The organism is Intrasporangium sp. (genome assembly GCF_030452765.1).
GTDB lineage: Bacteria > Actinomycetota > Actinomycetes > Actinomycetales > Dermatophilaceae > Intrasporangium_A.
This window is the reverse complement of record NZ_JAKDLO010000004.1, coordinates 24,927-46,349: the sequence shown is the minus strand read 5'-3', so window position 1 is coordinate 46,349 and position 21,423 is coordinate 24,927. Positions and strand designations below refer to the sequence as shown.

Here is a 21,423-nt window from a genome sequence, read left to right as displayed (position 1 = left end):
CCACGCCGGTCCCGGGCCCGCCCGGCGAGGCGTCCCCGGACCGTCGAGCCAGCGTGGTTGACTGACCGGATGACCGACCAACTCGCCGCCGACTCGACCACTCCGGTCACGTTCGACCTCTGGGTAGACCTCGTCAGCGCGTGGTGCTATATCGCCAAACGCCGGATCGAGGCCGCCATCGGCCTCTTCGAACGGCCGCACGACGTGACCCTCGTCTGCCGGTCCTGGCAGCTGCACCCCGACCTGGAGCCCGGCCGCGACGGGCCCGTGGAGCCCGACGTGCACCTTCCCGGCGAGCACCTGGCACCGGGCGAGCAGCGGGTGCTGATCGAGCAGGCCGCCGTCGACCACGAGATCCGTCTCGAGTGGGACCGGGCGGTGCGGGCCAACACCCTCGATGCACATCGTCTCTGCGCACTCGCCCTCGACGTGGGGGGCACCGCGCTCGAGTCGGCCATGGTCGAGCGGTGTTTCGCGGCGCACTTCACCGAGGGCCTCGCCCTCGACGACCTCGACGTCCTGCAGCGCATCTCAGCCGAGGCCGGCCTCGACGAGGGCCGCGTGGCAGCGGTGCTCTCCAGCGACGACTTCGCCGACCGGGTGCGGGCCGACGAGCACGCCGGCCGCCGCGCCGGCGCAACCACGGTCCCCTACCTCGTCGCGAACGGCACCGCGGGTCTGGCCGGCCTGCACAGCGTCGAGGCCTACCTCACCCTGCTGCGCGACGTGGCGACGGGCAGCCCCTGAGCGCGAGCGGGATTGCCCACGGGTCGGGGACCGCCCGCCGCGTCAGGGGTATCACTGCTGGATCAGCGCTGCCTTGATGTACATGTCGATGTATTGATGCGTTCTTCTTGGACAGCAGTCCGACTTGGGTCGGCGCTCATGCTCGAGCTCCCAGCTCCGGCTCGGCGACCCGGCGCACCCCCGGCAGGACGATGCGCTTGAGCGAGCCCGCGCTGCCCTCACCCGTGAGGGCCTCCTCGACCTGTTCGATCCCGTAGCGGTGGGTGACGAGTGAGTCGAGATCGACCTGTCCGGTCGCCACCAGGTCGCGGGCGATGGGCCAGGTGTTGGTGTAGCGGAAGGTGCCGGTGACGGTGACCTCGCGCATGGCGATCTCGGGGACCGACAGGGGGATCTCGTCGGCGCTGCCCACCAGCACGACCGTCCCCCCGGGACGGACCGAGCGGATCCCGTTCACGATCGCAGGCACCGCGCCGGACGCGTCGATGAACACGTGGGCGCCGAGCTGCTCGGTGGACTCCGTAGCGGGGTCGATGGCCCGGACGCCGTACTGGCCCGCGAGCTCCCGGCGGGCCGGGTTGATGTCGCTGACCACCACGTCGACGGCGCCGAACGCCCGGGCCACCTGCGCGGCGATGACGCCGATGGGGCCGCCGCCGGCGATCAGCACGGTGTCGCCGACCGTGATGCCGCCCTTCTGGGCCGCCGCGATGCCCACCGAGAGGGGCTCCATGAGCGCGGCAGCGTGGTCGCTGATCGAGTCGGGCACCTCGTAGGCGAAGTCGTCCTGGATCAGCACGTACTCGCAGAACGCTCCGTCGAACGGTGGTGTCGCGTAGAACTCGATCCGGGGACAGAGGTTGTAGGCGCCTGCCCGGCAGAACTCACACACCCGGCAGGGGCGCTGCGGCTCGATCGCGACACGCTGGCCGATCCGGGAGGGGTCGACACCGGTGCCGACGGCTACGATCTGGCCGCTCACCTCGTGGCCGAGGACGAGGGGCGACTCGACGACATACGGCCCGATCCGTCCGTGCGTGTAGTAGTGCACGTCGGAACCGCAGACGCCGACGCTGAGCACCTTGACCAGCACCTCGTCGGCTGCCGGGCGTGGCACGGGGCGGTCCTCGAGGACCAGGTCCTTGATGCCGCGCAGCACGCTGGCGGTCATCGTCGATGGGATCTCACTCATGGGTGTGCTCCTTCGTCGGTGTCTCTGTGTCGTGTCTCTAGAACGTCGTGCCGTCGGCCTGCAGGTCGGCCAGGTGGAGGTAGCGCTGCCAGATGTCGTTGCGGTCGGCCGCGGGGTCGGTCGCCGACGTCACCCGGGGTGCCCAGGCCTGGGTGACGGCGGCCACCGTCTCGCCCCGGGCGACGGCCGCGGCTTGGATGGCCGCGCCCCGGGCCGTGCCCTCGGGTGCCTCGACCGTCAGGCTCGGACGTCCGGTCAGGTCGGCGATGACCTGCCGGTAGGCCTGGGCACGGGCGCCGCCGCCGATGAGGATGGTGCGGCCACTGCTGGGGAGGCCGTGCGAGGACAGCAGTCGCTCCCCCCGGACCAGGCCGAGGGCGACGCCCTCGAACGCGGCCAGGGCCAGCTGCTCGCGGCTCGTTGCCGTGCTCAGCCCGGCCAGCATCCCGCGTGCCTGCGGCAGGCGCGGGGACCGCTCCCCGTCCAGGTATGCGGCCAGGACCGGACGGTTCGCATCCAGGGCAGCGGACAGCGCGAGCCGGCTGAGGGTGGTGTGGTCGACCGCCAGCAGGCGGGCGACGGTGTCGGTCACCTTGGTCGAGTTGAGCGTGCACACCAGCGGCAGGTAGCCGCCGGTGACGTTGGCGACGCCGTCGATGCCTCCGGTCGGGTCCTTGACCGGGTCCGGGGTGGTGGCGAACACGACTCCGGAGGTGCCGAGGCTGTAGCCGAGGTCTCCGATGCCGAGGCCGATGCCCTGCGCGGCCAGATGCTGGTCGCCGCCACCGGGCCCGACGACGGCGCCCTCGTCGATGCCGAGGTCGACGGCCGCCTCCGCGGTGATCTGTCCCGCGGCCTCGTCGGGGCCGAGCACGGTCGGCAGCATGGGCAGCCAGTCGCCCTCGCCGATCGTGTCGGTGAGGATGTCGGTCCGCCAACTCATGGTGTCGGCGGAGAAGTAGCCCGTGCCCGAGGCGTCGGACCGGTCGGTGACGTGGCGACCGGTGAGGCGGTAGGTGAGCCAGTCGTGCGGAACGGCGAGGTGGCGCACCCGGGCGAGGGTCTGCGGCTCGTGGTCGCGCAGCCACGCGAGCTTGGTGATGGTGATGGCCGCAGAGGGGGTGACCCCGATCTGTTCTGCCCACCATGGCGTGCCGTACTTCTCGACCAGGGCCGCCGACTGGGCCGCGGACGTCGTGTCGTTCCACAGCTTGGCCGGCCGGAGCACCTGGCCCTCGGCGTCCGTGGCGACGAGACCGTGACACTGGGCGCCGACGGCGATCCCCACGACGCGCGCGTCGAGGCCCTGCGTCGCGACGCGGACCGCGGCGACGAGCGCCTGCCACCAGGCGTCCGGGGGCTGCTCGCTGACCGGTGGGCGGGTGACTGGGTGCGGCGCGCGGCCGGTTGCGACCAAGGCGCCCGTATCGATCTCGCGCACCTCGACCGTGCAGGACTGCGTGGAGCTGTCCACGCCGATGACGACGTCAGTCATGGTTCACGCTGATGATCGAGGCGGCCGTGGGGACGTGCAGCAGCGGTAGGTCCGCCGGGAGGTCCTCGAGCTTGCCGACCGCACCGGCCGGGTGGGTGTCCATGAACTGCCGCCAGGTGTAACCCCTGCCGCGCATCAGGACCTCGGCCAGCGCGTCGCCCCAGGCTGACTGCGCGATGGTGATCCCTGTGGCGACGATCCCACCGAGCTCGGCTCGGGTGCCGACGGCGACGGCGACACTGAGGTCCGCGAGCCGAGCGAGCCGGGTCGTGTGACTGCGGGTCAGCGAAATGACCTTGGCGCCACGCCGTTGCACGATCTGAGCGGCCTTGATCACCTCATCGGACGCGCCGCCGTTGGAGATGAGCAGGACGAGGTCGGTCTGCGTGATCGCTCCGGAGGATCCGTGCAGGCTGTCCATGGGAGAGAACGCCACCGCTGGGGTGCCGGTGACCGAAAGGATGTGCGCCATCCGGCGAGCCACCGTGCCGGAGGTGCCCGAGCCGCCGATGAACAGCTTGCCGTCGCTCGCGAGGATCAGCGAGGCAGCGCGCACGAAGCTCGTGTCGAGCATCTCCGAGACCGCGCGGATGCCATCGGCCTCGGCGACCAGCCTTTCGCGCGCCACCGCCAGGATGTCGCCCTCCGCACCCACACTCGCTCCTTTGAACGTCAAGTCCGTCGCGCTTCCGTATGGCGCCTCCGTCCCGTGAAGTGTAGATTGCTCGAATGCGCGCTCGGATGAGCGGAAGTAGTGATCCATGAGCATACAGTTGTGAAGATGTGTCGGCAAGGGGAGCGTGATGGGGCCCAGAAACGAGGGACAAGATGGTCAGATATGCCGCACATTTGAGCGCACGGAATGACCACTCAGAAGCGGACCGTGCCCTGCTCGCCGCGGTGGCTCGAGCGCACTACCTCGAGGGCCGGTCCCGGATCGACATCGCCGAGACGTTCGGGGTGTCTCGGTTCAAGGTCGCCCGCCTTCTCGCGCGTGCCTCGGTCGAGGGGATCGTGACCATCCAGGTCAACGACGCGGGCTTGCCCGACAGTGCCCTCGCCGGGCGCCTCGGACGGGCGCTACGACTCGAGGAGTGCAGGGTCGTGCGCTCGCACGGCGACGACGACGCCGTCCGCCACCATGTGGGCGCGGCCGCGGCAGCACTGCTGTCCGAGACCCTGAGACCCGGCGAGGTCCTCGGCGTCGCGTGGGGACGCACGCTCACGGCAACGACCAGCCAGCTCGACCACCTCCCGCGCCTCTCGGTCGTGCAGCTCACCGGGGTCGTGGCCCGCGACATCGCGGCCTCCCCGATCGAGGTCGCGTGGCAGGTCTTCAGCCGCTCCGGCGGTGAGGTCCACCCGATCTTCGCACCACTGTTCGTGCCGGACGCAGAGACCTCAGCGAGCCTGCGTGAGCATGCCGACGTCCGTTCCACCACGACGCTGTTCCCCGAGGTCACCACAGCGCTGTTGTCGGTCGGGTCGTGGAACCCGCCGGACACCCAGCTGCTCGACGTGCTGCCGCCCGAGGTCTTGGCCCGCGCAGCCGGCCGTGTCGCAGCGGACATCGCAGGCATCCTGGTCACCGGCGAGGGCCTCCCCGTCGACCCTGCCCTCCAGGACCGCTGCATCACCATCTCGTACGAGCAGCTGCGCGCCGTGCCTCGTGTCGTCGCGGTCGCCGCCGGGGCGAGCAAGGCGGACGCGGTCCGCGCCGTCGCGCAGGCCGGGTTGATCACCGAGCTCGTCACCGACCACACCCTCGCCCTCGCGATCCTCGCAGATGCCGATGCTTGAGACAGCCGAGTCCTCTAGGGCCGCCCGGTCGGCCTCAGGTCACCCTCAGCCTCGCCGGACCGCAGCCACGTCAGCTGCGCATGTCCCGACGGGGCCGCAGCCTGCACCGGCGTCCCGGCCGGTCGCGGGTCGAGGTGGACCCCGACGACCATGCAGCGCACCGAACCGCCGGCCAGCTCGATGGTCGGCACGTCGAGCGGCAGGATCCGGCAGCTCGCCTCGATGGCCTCCCGCTGCTCGGGGCGCAGGCTCGCCAGCCCGCGGCGCGACATCGCGAGGACCCGACCGGTGGGGGTGCGCAGCTCGATGGCGTTGCCGGCGAAGTCGCAGACCTGCTCGTAGGTCAGGTCGATGACGGCCCGGCCGTACTGCCCGAGCCGCTCGGCGACCTCCACCCGCCGCTGCTGCGAGGCGATGAGATCGAGCCCGACGAGCGCGAAGTCCGTGCCGACGCACATCATGACGTTCGTGTGGTAGACCGGGACGCCCGCCGGGTCCGTGGCGTCGAAGACCATCGGCTCGTACCCGAAGGCGGTGCAGAACCGTTCCAGGGCAACGGGATCCGCGCGACGCGAGCGGGCGACATACGCGACCCTCGAGGCGTGGTCGAGGACCATCGCGCCGGTGCCCTCGAGGAAGACCCCGTCGAGCTCGAGGCCCGACGAGTCGATGACGTCCTGCACCCGGTAGCCGGCCTTGAGCGTCTCGATGATGTCCCAGCGTCGCTCGGTGCGGCGGTTCGGCGCGTACATCGGGTGGACGGCGATCCGCCCGCCCGCGTGCGTCGAGAGCCAGTTGTTCGGGAAGACGCTGTCGGGGCGGGCCGGGTCCTCGTCGTCGAAGAGGTGGACACGGATGCCCTGCGCCTGGAGCGTCTCCGCGACGCGCGTCACCTCGTCGTATGCCGCGCAGCTCAGCGCCGCCGCCGACGACCCGGGCGCGGGGCCGGCCACCTGGAAGACGTTGTCCGCGGCCGTCTGCGGGTTCGGGACGAAGTATCTGGGGCGGACGAGCAGGACCGCTCCCGGGGCCTGGGCTGACATCGTCAGCGGACCGGTAGCGGGGACATGACGAGGCCGAAGAGGTCCTTCGGGTCCTCCGGCGTGGCGACGAGGTCGAGGTCGTCGAAGAAGTCGGTCCCGTCGACGCTGTCGCGCAGGTAGCGCAGCGCCGAGAAGTCCTCGATGGCGAAGCCGACCGAGTCGAACAGGGTGATCTGGTCGGCAGCGGTCCGGCCGGGGCGGGCTCCCGCGACGACCTCCCACAGCTCGGTGACCGGGAAGTCGGCCGGCTGGTGCTGGATCTCGCCCTCGATGCGCGTCTGGGGCGTGAACTCGACGAAGACGTCGGCCCGGTCCAGGATCGCCGCCTCGAGCTCGGTCTTGCCGGGGCAGTCGCCGCCGATGGCGTTCAGGTGGACCCCGGGCTGCACGTCGGCGTCGCGCAGGACGGTCGCGAGGGCCTTGTCGGCGGTGCACGTCGTGATGACCTCGGCCCCGCTGACCGCGTCGCTCGCGCTGCTCGCGACGGTGATCTCGAATCCGAGCGGCGAGAGGTTGCGGACCGCCTTGTCCATCGCGAGGGGGTCGGTGTCCCAGATGCGCAGGGTGTCGATGCCGAGCACGGCCCGCATCGCGAGGGCCTGGAACTCGGCCTGGCTGCCCGAGCCGATCATCGCCATGGTTCGCGCGCCGCGGGGGGCGAGGTACTTGGCCGCCATGGCCGAGGTCGCAGCGGTCCGCAGGGCGGTGAGCAGGGTCATCTCGGCCAGGAAGGTCGGGTAGCCGTTGTGGACGTCGGCGAGGACACCGAAGGCCGTGACCGTCTGGAAACCGCGTGCCGGGTTGGAGGGATGCCCGTTGACGTACTTGAAGCCGTAGGTCTCGTAGTCGCTCGTCGGCATGAGCTCCATGACACCGAACGGGGTGTGGCTCGCGACTCGAGGCGACTTGTCGAAGACCGGCCAACGCCGGAAGTCGTCCTCGAGGTAGCCGACCATGCCGGCGACGATCCGCTCCGGGCCCTGTGCGGCCGTCCACCGGACCATGTTTCTGACGTCGACGAAGCGGGTCATGTGCGGGTTCCTTCCATCCACTGTGGTGTTGTGCCTCATAGCCTAGTTCTCGACGATATGAACAGTCCATTGCCAAGATGCAGAATTTCTGATGACGTACTGTGCATTCTGGTGCACCTGCTCATACACTCTGCTCATGAGCGTGCTCGACGAGCTTGACCGACGACTCATCGCCGCGCTCCGTGCGGACGGGCGGGCCCCGGTCGCGAGCCTGGCGCGCTCACTCGGGGTGGCCCGAGCCACGGTCAACAGCCGGATCGAGCGGCTCGTCTCGTCCGGCACCGTCATCGGGTTCACGGTCCGGGTCCGCGAGGAGCGCGACCCGCTCGCCATCCACGCGGTCGCCCTGGTCGAGGTCGAGGGGCGCAGCACCGACCGCGTCATCCGGCAGCTGCGCGGGTTCCCCGAGATCATCGCCTTGCACACGACCAACGGCGGCTGGGACCTCGTCGCCGAGATCCGCACCGAGACGCTGGCCGGCTTCGACGCAGTCCTCGGCCGGATCCGACGCATCGACGGGGTCGTCAACAGCGAGACGAGCCTGCTGCTCACCTCCGTCCTGCGCTGACCGAGCTCCCGGTCGAGCGGGCACCAATTCGCCGGGCCGACCGGGCACCGCTCAGCCGGCAGACTCCGACTCGGTCCCTGGCCGGATGATCAGGTCGAGGTAGTCGGCCAGGCAGGCCGCCATGTCGATGGAGCGGTCGAGCAGCCACTGCGCCTGGATGCCGTCCCACAGCGCGATGATCGAGGCCGCTGCGCGGTCGACGTCGACCCCGTCACGAAGCCGACCCTGCTCCTGAAGCGCCCGCAGCTGGTCGGCGTACTCGTGTCGCAGCCGCTCGAAGCGATCGGTGTAGTGGTCGCGGGCCGGATGGCCATCCGTCATCGCCTCCCCGCACAGGATGGCGTAGAGCTCGATCAGGCCGGGGACGCGTTCGTTGAGCCGTACCCGGTCCACGATCCGGGTGGGAAAGTCTCGCCCTTCGGGCGCGCGCGGCTCGGTCCGGCCGAGCTCGTCGCGGCGCTCGAGCACCGCGAGCAGCAGGTGCCGTTTCGTCGGAAAGTGGTGCAACAGGCTGGTCTGGCTCATGCCGACCGCATCGGCCACGTCCTGCAGCGAGCCGCCTTGGTACCCGCGGGCGGCGAACACGTCGAGAGCCGCGTCGATGATGCTCCGGCGACGTTCCGCGGACTTGGCATAGGGCCCCCGTCGGCGCGGCTGGCGGGTGGCCTCCATGGGGAGTACCGTACCGGGCACCCAAGGTACACATGAATCTCGAGCAAGCACTCGAAATTGTGCTACTGTGCTCGCGCGGCTCACCTATCGCGCCGCAGCAGGAGCCCTCCTCCGCTCAGTGTGGATCTCACGATGGAGTGACATGCCCATGACACCGTTGACCCGACGGCAGCTGTTGAAGTTCGGACTGGGCGCGGCGGGCGCCGCGGCGCTGGCCGGGTGCGGGACGCCCGGTCTGACATCGGTCAACGCGGCAGCGACGATCCCGCCGGCCAGTCCGAGCAGCCCCGTCACGCTGACCTACTGGGCCTGGCTCAAGGACCTGCAGAAGGTCGCGGACATCTGGAACGCGAAGAATCCCCACATCCAGGTCCGGACCGTGTGGATCCCGGCCGGAGCCCAGGGTGGCTACCCGAAGATGTACTCGGCGTTGGCTGCGGGCGGCGGCCCTGATCTGGCCCAGATCGAGCTGCGGACCATCCCCGAGTTCCTCCTCGTCAACGGCCTGGTCGACCTGTCCCGGTACGGTGCCGCCGAGCATGCCGCCACGTTCGACCCCACGCTGTGGAAGCAGGTGTCCTTCACCGGTGGCGTCTACGGCATCCCGCAGGACTCCGGCCCGATGGCCACCTTCTACCAGACCGAGATCTTCGAACGTGTCGGCGCGTCGCCGCCGACGACCTGGTCGGCCTGGGCCGAGGTCGCCGCCGAGCTGCGCAAGCAGAAGATCTACATCGACGTCTTCCCCTTCTCGGATGCGAGCGTCTTCACCGCCTACGCGACCCAGGCCGGTGCCACCTGGCTCACCCCCACGGAGGACGGCTGGGTCATCAACATGCGCGATGACGCGACGATGTCGACGGCCAGGTTCTTCGATGCAGCGCTGGACAAGGATCTCGTCTCGACCGCCTTCGAGGCCTACTCACCCGCCTGGTTCGCCGCCGCCGGGAACGGCACCATCGCCTCGCTCACCGATGCCAGCTGGGCCGACGCCCTGATCGAGGGGATCTCCGGGGGCAAGGGCAAGTGGCGGGTCGCGCCGATGCCCAGGTGGGAGCACGGTGGCTTCGGGTCGAGCGTGCGCGGCGGGTCCACGACGGCCGTTCTCGCCAACTGCCGGCACCCCAAGGAGGCGCTCGAGTTCGCCGCCTGGCTCAACGGCTCGCAGGAAGGGATCAACGGGCTGATCGAGCACTGTGGCATCGGTTGGTCGGCCAATCCCAAGTTCATCGGGACCTCCCGGATGGAGCCATCGCCCTTCTTCAGCGGACAGAACTACAACCAGGAGGTGTTCGTCCCGGCGAGCACCGAGCAGAACCCGGACTGGTCGTGGTGGCCCGTCACGCAACAGTCCCTCAACATCCTCGCCGACCAGTTCCGGCGCAAGCCGGGTGGACAGAGCCTGGTCGACGGGGTCGTCAAGGCCGAGGAGCAGATCATGTCCGTCTTCCAGAACAAGGGCCTGAGCATCCGTAAGGAGGAGGCATGACCGCGCCTGCCTCAGACCAGACCCGTACGCGTGGCCGCCGGACCGGCGAGCAACGCGCGCCGTGGATCCTTCTCGCGCCGTTCCTGCTGGTCTTCCTGTTCACCTTCATCCTGCCCATCCTCGCTGCCGTCGGCTCGAGCTTCATGCAGGTGACCCGTAGTGGGCTCTTCGGCGAGCAGGGCGTGACCCAGGAGTTCGCCTGGTTCCACAACTACGCGCTTGCCCTGGGCGACGGCAGCTTCATCACCTCGATCGGGCGGATGTTCCTGTTCGGCATCGTGCAGGTGCCGATCATGATCATCGCGGCCACGATCCTGGCCTTCCTGCTCGAGTCGGCCTCGGCCAGGTGGCCGGGGCTGTTCCGCGCAGCCTTCTTCCTGCCGTACGGCGTGCCGGGCGTCATCGCCACGATCCTGTGGACATTCCTCTATGTCCCCGGCCTGAGCCCGATCATCGACGTCGCCTCCTGGATGGGGATCGACATCGACTTCCTCGGCCCCAGCACGGTGCTGTGGTCCATCGCGAACATCGTGACGTGGAGCTACACCGGCTACAACATGCTCATCATCATCGCCCAGCTCAAGTCCATCCCCGGTGAGCTCTACGAGGCGGCACACGTGGACGGCGCCTCGCCCTTCCGTATCGCCCGCAGCATCCAGGTGCCCCTCATCGCCCCGGCGTTGATGCTCACCACCGTCTTCTCCATCATCGGCACCCTGCAGCTGTTCGCCGAGCCGCAAGTGCTCCAGTCGGTCTCGCCCGCGATCGACAGCCAGTACACGCCCAACCTCAGCGCCTACACGACGGCCTTCGCCTACAACGACTACAACGTCGCCGCCGCGCAGGCAGTCCTCATCGCCCTCGTCGCCTTCATCCTCTCCTTCGCGTTCCTGCGCCTGACGAACAGGAAAGACCAATGACCTCCACGAGCGTGACCAACAGCGAGGCGAAGGCCGACACACAGACCGCTTCCGCGCCCGCCAAGCGGGCGAAGGGCTCCGGGGCGTCATCGAAGATCATCGTGACCGCCATCCTGGTCGTGGTCGCCCTGTACTTCCTCGTCCCGGTCTACTGGGTCGTCGTCGCCTCCACGAAGACGACCGCCGACCTGTTCTCCACCAACGGGTTCTGGTTCGCGCCGACGTTCGCGCTGTGGGACAACATCAGCGCGGTGCTGACCTACGACGGTGGCATCTACATCCGATGGTTCCTCAACTCGATCCTGTATGCCGTCGTCGGCTCGGCTCTCGCCACCTACCTGGCGGCGGCCGGCGGCTACGCGCTGGCGAAGTACCGCTTCAAGGGCAACAACACGGTCTTCGGCATCGTCCTGGGCGGGGTGCTCGTGCCCGGCACCGCGACCGCGCTGCCGCTGTTCCTGCTCTTCAGCCAGCTCGGGCTCGCCAACACCTACTGGAGTGTGCTGATCCCGTCGCTGGTGTCACCGTTCGGTCTGTTCCTCTGCCGTATCTATGCCGACGCGACGGTGCCGGACGCGCTGATGGAGGCCGCCCGCCTGGACGGTGCGGGGGAGATCCGGATCTTCCACCAGGTGGGTCTGCGCATCCTGACGCCGGCCCTCGTGACGGTGTTCCTCTTCCAGCTCGTGGGGATCTGGAACAACTACTTCCTGCCCCTGGTCATGCTCTCCGACGCGAAGCTCTACCCGATCACTCTCGGACTGAACAACTGGCTCAGCCAGGTCAACCGTCTGCCGGAGTTCTACCAGCTCACGACGGGCGGGGTGCTCCTGTCGGTGATCCCACTCGCCATCGCGATGATCGTGCTCCAGCGGTTCTGGCGCGGAGGCCTGACCGAAGGCTCCGTCAAGTAGTCACCGGGCCCGGGTCGAAAGACCGGGTCGAGAGGCCGGGTCGAGAGGCCGGGTCGAGAGGCCGGGTCGAGAGGAAGGTGTACGGCACACAAATGACCTACGTCGCAGAGATCGGCCCGGGGCGCGGGGCGCGCCGGGCCGCTCGGTCGTGGCTGCATACCGATGCACCGACGCTGTCGCTGGCCGGATCGTGGCGGTTCCGGCTGCTCACCGGAGCGCCCGGAGAACCCGATGCCGCAGCTGTGCTCCCCGCCGGGGAGGCCCCCGAGGCCATGGCCTCCGACGGGTTCGACGACGCCGCCTGGGACGAGATCGCCGTCCCGTCGCACTGGGTGCTCGAGGGCGACGGGCGCTACGGGAGCCCGATCTACACGAACGTCCAGTTCCCGTTCCCCCTCGACCCGCCACGCGTGCCCGACGAGAACCCGACCGGCGACTACCGACGACGGTTCGACCTGCCGGCCTCGTGGTCGGCCGCGGCCGCCGTGGTCCTGCGGTTCGACGGCGTCGAGTCGCGCTACCGGGTGTGGGTCAACGGCATCGAGGTCGGCATCGGCACGGGCAGCCGCCTGCCCCAGGAGTTCGACGTCACCGAGATGGTCCGCACCGGCACGAACACCATCGCGGTGCGGGTCCACCAGTGGTCGGCCGACAGCTACATCGAGGACCAGGACCAGTGGTGGCTGCCGGGCATCTTCCGCGACGTCACCCTGTCGGCTCGGCCCGTGGGCGGCATCGAGGACGTGTGGGTCCGGGCGGGCCTCGCAGCGGACGGAACGGGTCGCCTCACCCCGGAGATCAGCGCCGCGCCGGACGCCTACCCCATCGCGTTGCGCGTCCCCGAGCTCGGGGTGCAGGCCCGATGGACCGGACCAGGAGACGTGGCGCCGCTGCTGACCGGTCAGGTCGAGCCGTGGTCTGCCGAGGTGCCACGCCTGTATGACGCCACCGTGACCTCCGCGGGCGAGACCGTCTCGCTGCGGCTCGGCTTCCGGACCGTCTCGATCGCCGAGGGCCGGCTCCTCGTCAACGGCACGAAGGTCGTCTTCCACGGTGTCAACCGGCATGAGTCGCACCCCGACCACGGGCGAGTCTTCGACGCCGACATCGCCCGCGCGGACCTGATGCTCATGAAACGGTTCAACGTCAACGCGATCCGCACCAGCCACTACCCACCCCATCCCGAGTTCCTCGACCTCACCGACGAGCTGGGGTTCTGGGTCATCCTCGAGTGCGACCTCGAGACGCATGGCTTCGAGCGTGAGGACTGGGCCGGCAACCCGAGCGACGACCCGGCTTGGCGAGGCGTCTTCCTCGACCGGATCGAGCGCACCGTCGAACGCGACAAGAACCACCCGAGCATCCTCATGTGGTCGCTGGCCAACGAGTCGGGGACCGGGCAGAACCTGGCCGCGATGGCGGCCTGGGTGCACGCCCGAGATCCGGAGCGCCCGGTCCACTACGAGGGTGACTACACCGGCGCCTACACCGACGTCTACTCCCGGATGTACGCCCCCGTGCCGGAGGTGGCGGCGATCGGCAGCGACCAGTCGCGCTCCCTCCTGCTCGGTTGCACGGCACCCGAGTCCGCCAGACAACGCACGAAGCCGTTCCTGCTCTGCGAGTACGCGCATGCGATGGGCAACGGGCCGGGGGCCCTCGACCAGTACGAGGACCTCGTGTGGCAGCACCAGCGGCTGCACGGGGGTTTCATCTGGGAGTGGCGTGACCACGGGCTGCGTGCTCACGACGAGGCCGGGACCGAGTTCTTCGCATACGGCGGCGACTTCGGCGAAGGTGTCCACGACGGCAACTTCGTCATGGACGGTATGGCCTTGACGGACTCGAACCCCACGCCTGGCCTCTTCGAGTACAAGCAGGTCTCCGCGCCCGTCCGTCTGGCCGTACTGCCCGCAACCGAAGCCGCCACTGGCGAAACGGCGCAGCAGCCCGACGCGTCCGGCCTGCGGATCGTCGTGACGAACCGGCGACACACCGCCGACACGGGCGACCTCGAGTTCCGTTGGCGTGCCGAGCTGGACGGCGAGCCCATCGAGCGCGGAGTGCTGGACATCGATCCGGTACCGGCCGGGGCAGCGGTGAGCATCCCCGCGCCGAGCATCGACCTCGCCTGCCTCGGCGCCTCGACGTCCGCGGAGGTGTGGCTCACCGTGGAAGCCGTGCTGCGCGAGGACGCGCCGTGGGCCCCGGCGGGCCACTGCATCGTCTTCACCCAGCACGACCTGACGCCACCAGACGTCCGCGACGGGACGCGGGGCCGCAACGGCCGACCGGCGCACGCGTGGCGTCGGCGGGGGAGCGGCTCCGGCGTGGCCGCGCGCCCACGCCGAGGCGGTCCTCACTCCGCCGGCGGCCTCGTCGCCCTCGGCCCGGCCGAGTTCGAGCATGGGCGACTGGTCCGGCTCGCCGGGCTCCGGACCGCCGGACCCTGGCTGGAGCTGTGGCGCGGACCGACCGACAACGACCGCCTGGACAGCCAGGGCTCGTACGAGCGGGCCGACCCGTGGGAGAACAACGGGGCGGGGCTGCCGGCCCCGCCGCACGCGGACGTATGGCGCGCAGCCGGGTTGAACCGGCTGACGGCCCGGGTCGAGGGCATCGCCCTCGACGATGGCCGTCTGCAGGCCCGGCGCCGCTGGGCAGCCGCGAACGAGCGCGCCAGCGTCGTCACGGCAGAGGACTGGCGGCTGCTCGACGACGAGCTCTGGCTGCGCGTCGACATCCTCCCGAGCACCGGCTGGGACATGGTGTGGCCGAGGGTCGGCGTGCGCTTCGACCTACCCGGGGACGTCGACGGGGCAACGTGGTTCGGCACCGGCCCCTTGGAGTCCTACCCCGACAGCCGGAACGCCGCCCGAGTGGGTCGCTTTGCGGCCTCGCTGGAGCAGCTCAACGTCAACTACTCGCGCCCACAGGAGACGGGACACCGCAGCGACCTGCGCTCGCTGACGGTCGGTGTCGACGGCGAGCCGTGGCTGCACGTCGACGCCTGGCCCGACACGCAGGGACGCCGACCCGGCTTCACGCTGACGCCCCACACCGCCCAGCAGCTCGATCGGGCCCGGCATCCGCACGAGCTCACCAGGACGGATGTGACCTACCTGTACCTCGACGCAGCCCAGTCCGGGCTCGGCTCACGTTCGTGCGGCCCGGACGTCTGGCCCGACTTCCTGCTCCGGCCGCAGGCCCGAACCCTGTTGCTGCGGCTGCGCGCCGGATGACCCAGCCTGACCTCGGCTCAGCCGCGGACGGCGCGGATGACCGCGGACTGGGCGTGCTCGTGGACCCGGTGGGTCAGCCGGACCTCCACGTCGGTCCAGCCGGCCCGAGCGAGCGCGTCCCGGTAGTCCTGCTCGGTCAGCGCTCCGGCGACGCACCCGGTGTAGGCGGCCAGATCCACGCGGGTCGCCGCGTCCATGTCCACGTCGGCGACCACGTCGGAGACGGCGAACCGGCCACCCGACCTGGTCACCCGGGCCGCCTCGGCCAGGACGACGTCCTTGTCCGCGGCGAGGTTGATGACGCAGTTGGAGAGCAGCACGTCGACGGACCCGTCGGGCAGCGGGATGTCCTCGAGGTAGCCCTGCAGGAACTCGACGTTGGTGACCCCGGCCTCGACCGCGTTGCGACGGGCCAGGTCGAGCATCTCCATGGTCATGTCGAGCCCGATCGCCCGACCGGATGGTCCGACTCGCCGCGCTGAGATCAGCACGTCGCCACCGGCTCCGGAGCCGAGGTCGAGGACGGTCTCGCCCTCGTGCAGGTCGGCCACTGCGGTCGGAACCCCGCACCCGAGCGAACCGGTGAGGGCTGCCCCCGCGTCGCCGGCCTCCGCCTCGGTGTACAGGCTCGACCCGAAGGTGTCCGCGTCGTCAACGGACCCGTCCGCGGGTGCGCAGCAGCCGGGGCCGCATGACCCGGCATCGCTGACGGCGATCTGCCGAGCCGACTCGGCGTATCGGCGACGGACCAGCTCTCGGATGTCGGTCTGTTCGGTCATGGCCACTCCTCGTCCTTGGTTCGATGAATGTCGATACAGGACAGGTTGCATCGTGGGTTCGACACTTGTCAATATAGGAGGGTGGTGAGAGTGAGGCCGGTCGAAGGTGCCGGCGTGACATGTGCGCCGGGCGGTTGTGCTGTCGCCCTGTCCGCGGCGGACGCCGAGCGGGTGGCCGGGATCCTCAAGGCACTCGCCGACCCGGTCCGGCTCCGGCTGTTCGCCAGCATCGCCGCATGTGGCGACGAGATCTGCGTGTGCGAGATCCCGGATGTCGGCGTCTCGCAGCCGACGGTGTCGCACCATCTGCGCAAGCTGCGCGAGGCCGGGCTCATCGACTCGGAGCGGCGTGGCACCTGGGTCTACTGCTGGGCCACCGATCTGGGCAGCAGCCTGCTTCGCTCGGTCGACGCGCTGACCTAGCCGGCCGGCGGACGCCGGCCCAGGCGCAAAACCCCTGGAGGGTTTTAACCAGGGGCAGGATACACCGCACCGGAAACCCCCCCGTAGCGTAGCGTCAGCCGGCATCCGACCGGAGCCGTTACGGTTGGACGGCACGATCGACGAGAAGGGTGAGGTGGGGGCTGAGATGAACCAGGTAGCTGCTGTGGGTGGGCGTGCGGGCAGCGTCGAGGCTGGCGCGCTCGAGACCGGCGCGCTCGAGACCGGTCGCGGCCTGCCGCCGCGGCTGGCCGAGCTCCCCGGCTTCGTCGAGTTCATGGGGACGGGGTGGGGCCAGGCGGATCGGGCCGCCACCCTCGCTCCCGGTGCCGCCGCGGCGGCTGCGACACACCGGGCTCGGCTGTCGGCGGCCCTGCCCGGCGAGACGATCGTCGTGCGCGCCGGAACCGCCCCGATGCGCAGCAACGACACCCCATACGACTTCAGGGCCGACAGCGACTTCGTCTGGTTGGCCGGGGCCGCGATCGAGGATGGCGTCCTCGTGATGATCCCGACCATGGGCGGTCACGACGCAGTCCTCTACATCCCGCCGCCGGCCCTGCCGGGGGGGCCCGGGTTCTTCGCGGACGCCCGGCACGGGGAGCTGTGGGTCGGCCCCGTCCCGGGGTTGGCCGAGTGGTCGGCCGTGCTCGACCTGCCGGTGCGACCGTTGGCGCAGCTACCCGAGGTGGTCGGTTCCGCCGCACCGGATGACGAGGCGGAGCTGCGCCGGGTTCTCGCCGAGCTGCGGATGATCAAGGACGCCTGGGAGGTCGAGCAGCTGCGCCGAGCCGTCGACGACACGGTGAGCGGCTTCGCGGCAGTCCTCGCCGAGGTCCCGCGGGCTATGACGGGGCCCGGGGAGCGTTGGCTCCAGGGCACCTTCGACCGGCACGCACGTACCGTCGGCAACGGTCCGGGCTACGCGAGCATCGTCGGCGGCGGCCACCACGCGCCGACCCTGCACTGGGTCCGCTGCGACGGCCCGGTCACCGACGGCGAGCTGCTGCTGCTCGACATGGGGGTCGAGACCCGCACGCTCTACACGGCCGACGTGACACGAACCTTCCCGGTCTCCGGCCGCTTCAGCGCGCCCCAGCGTCAGGTCCACGACCTCGTGGAGCGCTCGCACCGGGCCGGGCTCGCGGCCGTCGGACCGGGCCGGGAGTTCACCGACTTCCATCACGCCTCGATGGAGGTCATCGCCACCGGCCTGCACGACTGGGGACTCCTGCCGGTGTCCGTCGACGAGGCGCTCGCCCCCACGGGCCAGCACCACCGGCGATGGCTGGTCTGCGGCATCGGACACCACCTGGGGCTCGACGTGCACGACTGCGCGCAGTCCCGCCCGGAGGCCTACGCGGGCGCCCGGATGCGACCGGGGATGGTCCTGACCGTCGAACCGGGCCTCTACTTCCACGCCCACGACGAGCTGGTGCCACCGGAGCTGCGCGGCCTCGGCGTGCGGATCGAGGACGACCTGCTCGTGACGCCGACCGGTGCCGAGGTGCTCTCGAGCGCCCTGCCACTGGACGCGTCCGGCCTCGAGGCCTGGATGGATCACACGGTCTCGGGATAACTACTCTGGACGCGACGCGAGCGCGTGAGGAGGAAGCCGTGGAGGTGGTGCGCCCAGACGAGCACGACGATCCGGTCGCTGCGGTTCTGGCCGCGCACCGAGTCGGTGCGGTGCTCTCACTGGCGACCTCGGGGACGTCGGGGACGGCTCGGCGGGTGCTGCGCTCGACGGACTCGTGGTGGGCCGGCTTTGCCGCCTACTCGCGGCTGTCGCGGGTCGATGCCGGGGCGCGGGTGTGGCTGCCCGGGCCGGACACGTCGACGATGGTGCTCTTCGCGGCGGTCCACGCCGCGGTGGTGGGGGTGGTGCGGGTGCTCGAGCCGGGCGTGGCGACCCATGCCTGCCTGACGCCCGCGCAGCTCGAGCGGCGGGGGGGCGACCTGTCGGCCGGGACGATGGTCGTGGTGGCGGGCGCGCACCTGCCGGGTCGGGTGCTCGCGGCTGCGTTCGATCGCGGCCTGGGCGTCGCGCACTACTACGGTGCGGCCGAGCTGAGCTTCGTCGCTGCGGGCGAGGGCGCGGGTGGCCTGCGCCCGTTCCCGGGAGTGGAGATCGACCTGCGAGACACCCCGGCTCCGGGCACGATCTGGGTGCGCTCGCGGTGGGTGTGTGACGGCTACGAGGGGTCGCCGGGGGCGCTGCTGCGGGAAGGGGACTGGGCGAGCGTTGGCGATGTGGGGCGGCTGCGTGATGGGGTGCTGGAGGTGCTGGGCCGGCCGGACGCGGTGACGACGGCCGGGACGACGGTGCTGGTGGCCGACGTGGAGGCGGCGCTGGCTCCGGTCGCGCACGGCCCGTTCGCGGTCCATGGTGTCCCGCACGAGAGGCTGGGGGAGGTGCTCGCGGTGACCGTGGTCGATCCGGCTGATCGGGCGCGGCTGCAGGATGCCGCCCGGCGGCTGCCCGCGGCGCATCGCCCGCGGCGGTGGCGGACCGTCGGGGCGTTGCCGCTGACGGCGGCCGGCAAGCTGGACCGGGGCGCCCTGTCGGTCGGGTCAGCCGCCGCCGAGCGGGCGGGGGGCCGGTCGTGAGCGCGGTGATCGTGGCCGCCCGCCGCACCCCGATCGGCACGGCCGGGCACGGGCTTGCCCAGGTGCCGGTCGCCGACCTGGCTGCCGCGGTGCTGGGCGCCGTGCTCAGCGACGTGGGCCGGGTGCCGGACGAGGTGCTGCTGGGCAACTGCACGGGACCGGGTGGCAACGTGGCCCGGGTCGCCGCGCTCAGCGCGGGCCTACCCGATGCGGTCCCGGCGCTCACGGTGGACCGGCAGTGCGCGAGCGGGCTCGCGGCGATCGAGCTGGGTGCGCGGCTGGTGCAGGCCGGTGCGGGCATGGTCATCGCCGGTGGTCTGGAGAGCGCGTCGAGGGCCCCCTGGCGGTTGTGGCCGCCGCGCGACGGTGCCGGGCCGGTGCGTTATGAGCGTGCCCCGTTCGCGCCCGAGCCGCGGGATGTCGACATGGGGCGGGCGGCCGACCTGCTTGCGCTCGAGCGTGGTGTCTCGCGCGGGCGACAGGACGAGTATGCCGCTCGCTCCCATGAGCGGGCCGTGGCGGCCCGGGAGCGTGGCGAGTTCGACGAGGAGCTCGTCCCGGTCGGGGGTCTGGGCCGTGACGAACGGCCGCGGGCCGGTCTGGGGGTGGCGCAGCTCTCGCGGTTCCGGCCGGTGTTCCGCGATGGTGGGACGGTGACGGTGGGCAACTCGTGCGGTATCAACGACGGTGCCGCGGCGGTGGCCATCGTCGCCGAGGAGGCTCTCGCGGCAAGGGGTGGTGGCGCGACGGGCGGCGGCGCGGTGGCGGGCCTGCGGGTGCTCGGCGCGGCGAGCGTCGGGGTCTGCCCGGAGCGGCCCGGCATCGGGATCGTGCCCGCGGTCCGGGCGGCGCTGAGGCAGGCCGGGCTGGGCCTGGACGATGTCGACGTCATCGAGTTCAACGAGGCCTTCGCGGGGCAGGTGCTGGCCTGTTACGACGAGCTGGGGATCGACCCGGCCCGGGTGTGCCGCGATGGTGGGGCGCTGGCCCTGGGGCATCCGTGGGGCGCGAGCGGCGCGGTGCTGGTGGTGCGGTTGTTCACCCAGCTCGTGCGGCGTGGCCGCGGCCGGGTCGGGCTCGCGGCCATCGCGGCGGGTGGGGGTCAGGGCACGGCGCTGGTGGTGGACACGTGCCGGTGATCGAGTTCGCCGGGGTCAGCCATGCGTACCCGGACGCGGCCGGGCAGGCCACGACGGTGCTGCGCGAGGTGAGCGTCCGGTTGACCGAGCACCGGATCGGGGTGATCGGCGCGAACGGCTCCGGCAAGTCGACGTTCGCGCGGATGCTCAACGCGCTGGTCGTACCGAGCGTCGGCAGCGTGCGGGTCGACGGGCTCGACACGGCCCGCGAGGCCCGCGCGATCCGGCGCCGGGTCGGGTTCTGCTTCACCGACCCGGACGCGCAGATCGTCATGCCGACGGTGCAGGAGGACCTCGCCTTCAGCCTGCGCCGACGGCACCTGCCCAAGGACGAGGTCGCCCGGCGTGTCGAGGCCGCGCTGGACACGTACGGCCTGGCCGCATACCGCACCCAGCCGGCGCACCTGCTCTCCGGGGGCCAGAAACAGCTGCTCGCGCTGGCGGCGGTGCTGGTCACCGATCCGGCGCTGGTGGTCATGGACGAACCGACCACGCTGCTCGACCTGGCCAACGCGGTGCGGGTCCGGGAGCGGGTGCGCGCCCTGGCGCCGCAGGTGGTGCTGGTCACCCATCAGCTGGACCTGCTCGATCAGTTCGACCGGGTGCTGGTCTTCCACGAGGGGCGGCTGGTGTTCGACGGGGCGCCGGCGGACGCGGTCGCGCACTACCGCGGGCTGGTGCTCACATGACGGTGCTGGCCACCTATGTCGAGCGCGACTCGCCGGTGCACCGCCTGCCGGCCGGGGCCAAGCTCGGTGGGCTCGTGGTGATCGCTGCCCTCAGTGTCCTCGTGCGGCACTGGTGGCAGACGGCCGCGCTGCTCGTCGTGGTCGCTCTCCTGTATGCCGCCGCGTACATCCCGTGGCGCGCCGCCGCCGCGCAGCTACGACCGGTGGCCCTGCTCGTGGCCGGGATCGGGGTCTTCCAGGTGTTCGTCGCGGGATGGGAGCGGGCCGTGCTCGTCTGTGGCGGGATCACCGCGCTGGTCGCGCTGGCGGCGCTGGTCAGCCTGACCACCCGCACCGATGCGCTCGTCGAGGTGGTGGTGGGTCTGGCCGGCCCGCTGCGCCGCTTCGGGCTCGACCCGGAACGGGTCGGGTTGCTCGCCTCGCTCGGGATCAGGTCCGTGCCCGTGCTCGTCGGGCTGGCCCGCGAGGTCCGCGACGCGCAACGCGCCCGCGGCGCCGCGACCCGTCCGGTCGCGTTCCTGGCCCCGCTGATGGTCCGCAGCCTGCGACACGCCGACCAGGTCGCCGAAGCCCTCGCCGCCCGCGGCATCGACGACTGATCGCTTGCGCGCCCGATCCCGCGGGCATGGCGCGGTCTCGGGCACGCCGGGCC

Annotated in this window: 20 protein-coding genes; 13 read left to right on the top strand and 7 right to left on the bottom strand. The window is 71.0% G+C overall.

All coding sequences use genetic code 11. The features are described from left to right. Positions 1-69: 69 nt before the first annotated feature. Positions 70-747 (top strand): DsbA family protein, encoded by a 678-nt coding sequence (locus L0H79_RS01215; RefSeq protein WP_301482709.1) that lies wholly within the window; start codon positions 70-72, stop codon positions 745-747. 136 nt (positions 748-883) lie between these two features. On the opposite strand, the gene L0H79_RS01210 is transcribed toward L0H79_RS01215, so the two are convergent. Genes L0H79_RS01210 through L0H79_RS01200 form a run of 3 tightly spaced genes read right to left on the bottom strand, consistent with a single transcriptional unit; the run spans position 884 to position 4,089 of the window. Then, positions 884-1,939, bottom strand: coding sequence for an NAD(P)-dependent alcohol dehydrogenase (locus tag L0H79_RS01210; RefSeq protein ID WP_301482708.1), 1,056 nt, complete (start codon positions 1,937-1,939; stop codon positions 884-886). Positions 1,940-1,976: 37 nt separating this feature from the next. Then, entirely contained in the window at positions 1,977-3,434 is a 1,458-nt protein-coding gene (gene xylB, locus L0H79_RS01205; RefSeq protein WP_301482707.1) for a xylulokinase, read from the bottom strand. Further along, positions 3,427-4,089 carry an SIS domain-containing protein gene (locus L0H79_RS01200; protein ID WP_301482706.1) on the bottom strand — a complete coding sequence of 221 codons (663 nt, stop codon included), beginning with the start codon at positions 4,087-4,089 and terminating at the stop codon, positions 3,427-3,429. The genes xylB and L0H79_RS01200 overlap by 8 nt, the downstream gene beginning before the upstream one ends. A gap of 194 nt (positions 4,090-4,283) precedes the next feature. On the opposite strand from L0H79_RS01200, the gene L0H79_RS01195 reads away from it, so the two are divergent. Then, a complete protein-coding gene (locus tag L0H79_RS01195; protein WP_301482705.1) occupies positions 4,284-5,234 on the top strand; it encodes a sugar-binding transcriptional regulator in 951 nt (316 codons plus the stop codon). Positions 5,235-5,248: 14 nt separating this feature from the next. Here L0H79_RS01195 and ctlX read toward each other — a convergent pair whose 3' ends face one another. Both ctlX and L0H79_RS01185 read right to left on the bottom strand, forming a co-directional pair. After that, positions 5,249-6,277 carry a citrulline utilization hydrolase CtlX gene (gene ctlX / locus L0H79_RS01190; RefSeq protein ID WP_301482704.1) on the bottom strand — a complete coding sequence of 343 codons (1,029 nt, stop codon included), beginning with the start codon at positions 6,275-6,277 and terminating at the stop codon, positions 5,249-5,251. 2 nt (positions 6,278-6,279) lie between these two features. Next, a complete protein-coding gene (locus tag L0H79_RS01185) occupies positions 6,280-7,308 on the bottom strand; it encodes an ornithine cyclodeaminase (RefSeq protein WP_301482703.1) in 1,029 nt (342 codons plus the stop codon). A 136-nt stretch (positions 7,309-7,444) separates the two neighbouring features. On the opposite strand from L0H79_RS01185, the gene L0H79_RS01180 reads away from it, so the two are divergent. Further along, positions 7,445-7,876, top strand: a complete 432-nt coding sequence (locus tag L0H79_RS01180) for an Lrp/AsnC family transcriptional regulator (protein WP_301482702.1) — start codon at positions 7,445-7,447, stop codon at positions 7,874-7,876. Positions 7,877-7,927: 51 nt separating this feature from the next. Here the strand turns inward: L0H79_RS01180 and L0H79_RS01175 are convergent, their stop codons facing one another. After that, positions 7,928-8,548, bottom strand: coding sequence for a TetR/AcrR family transcriptional regulator (locus L0H79_RS01175; protein ID WP_301482701.1), 621 nt, complete (start codon positions 8,546-8,548; stop codon positions 7,928-7,930). A gap of 148 nt (positions 8,549-8,696) precedes the next feature. Between L0H79_RS01175 and L0H79_RS01170 the strand changes: the two genes are divergently transcribed. From L0H79_RS01170 to L0H79_RS01155, 4 genes are all read left to right on the top strand, one after another. Continuing rightward, positions 8,697-10,037 carry an ABC transporter substrate-binding protein gene (locus L0H79_RS01170; protein ID WP_301482716.1) on the top strand — a complete coding sequence of 447 codons (1,341 nt, stop codon included), beginning with the start codon at positions 8,697-8,699 and terminating at the stop codon, positions 10,035-10,037. Further along, positions 10,034-10,957: a carbohydrate ABC transporter permease gene (locus tag L0H79_RS01165; RefSeq protein ID WP_301482700.1), complete on the top strand. Its 924-nt coding sequence runs from the start codon at positions 10,034-10,036 to the stop codon at positions 10,955-10,957. Before L0H79_RS01170 ends, L0H79_RS01165 begins: the two co-directional genes overlap by 4 nt. After that, positions 10,954-11,871, top strand: coding sequence for a carbohydrate ABC transporter permease (locus L0H79_RS01160; RefSeq protein WP_301482699.1), 918 nt, complete (start codon positions 10,954-10,956; stop codon positions 11,869-11,871). Before L0H79_RS01165 ends, L0H79_RS01160 begins: the two co-directional genes overlap by 4 nt. Positions 11,872-11,963: 92 nt before the next feature. Beyond that, entirely contained in the window at positions 11,964-15,113 is a 3,150-nt protein-coding gene (locus L0H79_RS01155) for a glycoside hydrolase family 2 TIM barrel-domain containing protein (RefSeq protein ID WP_301482698.1), read from the top strand. Between the two features lie 17 nt (positions 15,114-15,130). Here L0H79_RS01155 and arsM read toward each other — a convergent pair whose 3' ends face one another. Further along, a complete protein-coding gene (gene arsM / locus L0H79_RS01150) occupies positions 15,131-15,892 on the bottom strand; it encodes an arsenite methyltransferase (RefSeq protein WP_301482697.1) in 762 nt (253 codons plus the stop codon). A gap of 114 nt (positions 15,893-16,006) precedes the next feature. Between arsM and L0H79_RS01145 the strand changes: the two genes are divergently transcribed. From L0H79_RS01145 to L0H79_RS01120, 6 genes are all read left to right on the top strand, one after another. Then, on the top strand, positions 16,007-16,315 hold the full coding sequence (locus L0H79_RS01145; protein WP_301482696.1) for a helix-turn-helix transcriptional regulator: 309 nt from the start codon (positions 16,007-16,009) through the stop codon (positions 16,313-16,315). A 166-nt stretch (positions 16,316-16,481) separates the two neighbouring features. Next, a complete protein-coding gene (locus L0H79_RS01140; protein WP_301482695.1) occupies positions 16,482-17,912 on the top strand; it encodes an aminopeptidase P family protein in 1,431 nt (476 codons plus the stop codon). A gap of 38 nt (positions 17,913-17,950) precedes the next feature. Continuing rightward, positions 17,951-18,943, top strand: coding sequence for an AMP-binding protein (locus L0H79_RS01135; protein WP_301482694.1), 993 nt, complete (start codon positions 17,951-17,953; stop codon positions 18,941-18,943). Continuing rightward, entirely contained in the window at positions 18,940-20,082 is a 1,143-nt protein-coding gene (locus L0H79_RS01130) for a thiolase family protein (protein ID WP_301482693.1), read from the top strand. Before L0H79_RS01135 ends, L0H79_RS01130 begins: the two co-directional genes overlap by 4 nt. Beyond that, positions 20,073-20,771, top strand: a complete 699-nt coding sequence (locus L0H79_RS01125; RefSeq protein ID WP_301482692.1) for an energy-coupling factor ABC transporter ATP-binding protein — start codon at positions 20,073-20,075, stop codon at positions 20,769-20,771. Before L0H79_RS01130 ends, L0H79_RS01125 begins: the two co-directional genes overlap by 10 nt. After that, positions 20,768-21,370: an energy-coupling factor transporter transmembrane protein EcfT gene (locus L0H79_RS01120; protein WP_301482691.1), complete on the top strand. Its 603-nt coding sequence runs from the start codon at positions 20,768-20,770 to the stop codon at positions 21,368-21,370. The genes L0H79_RS01125 and L0H79_RS01120 overlap by 4 nt, the downstream gene beginning before the upstream one ends. Positions 21,371-21,423 lie beyond the last annotated feature (53 nt).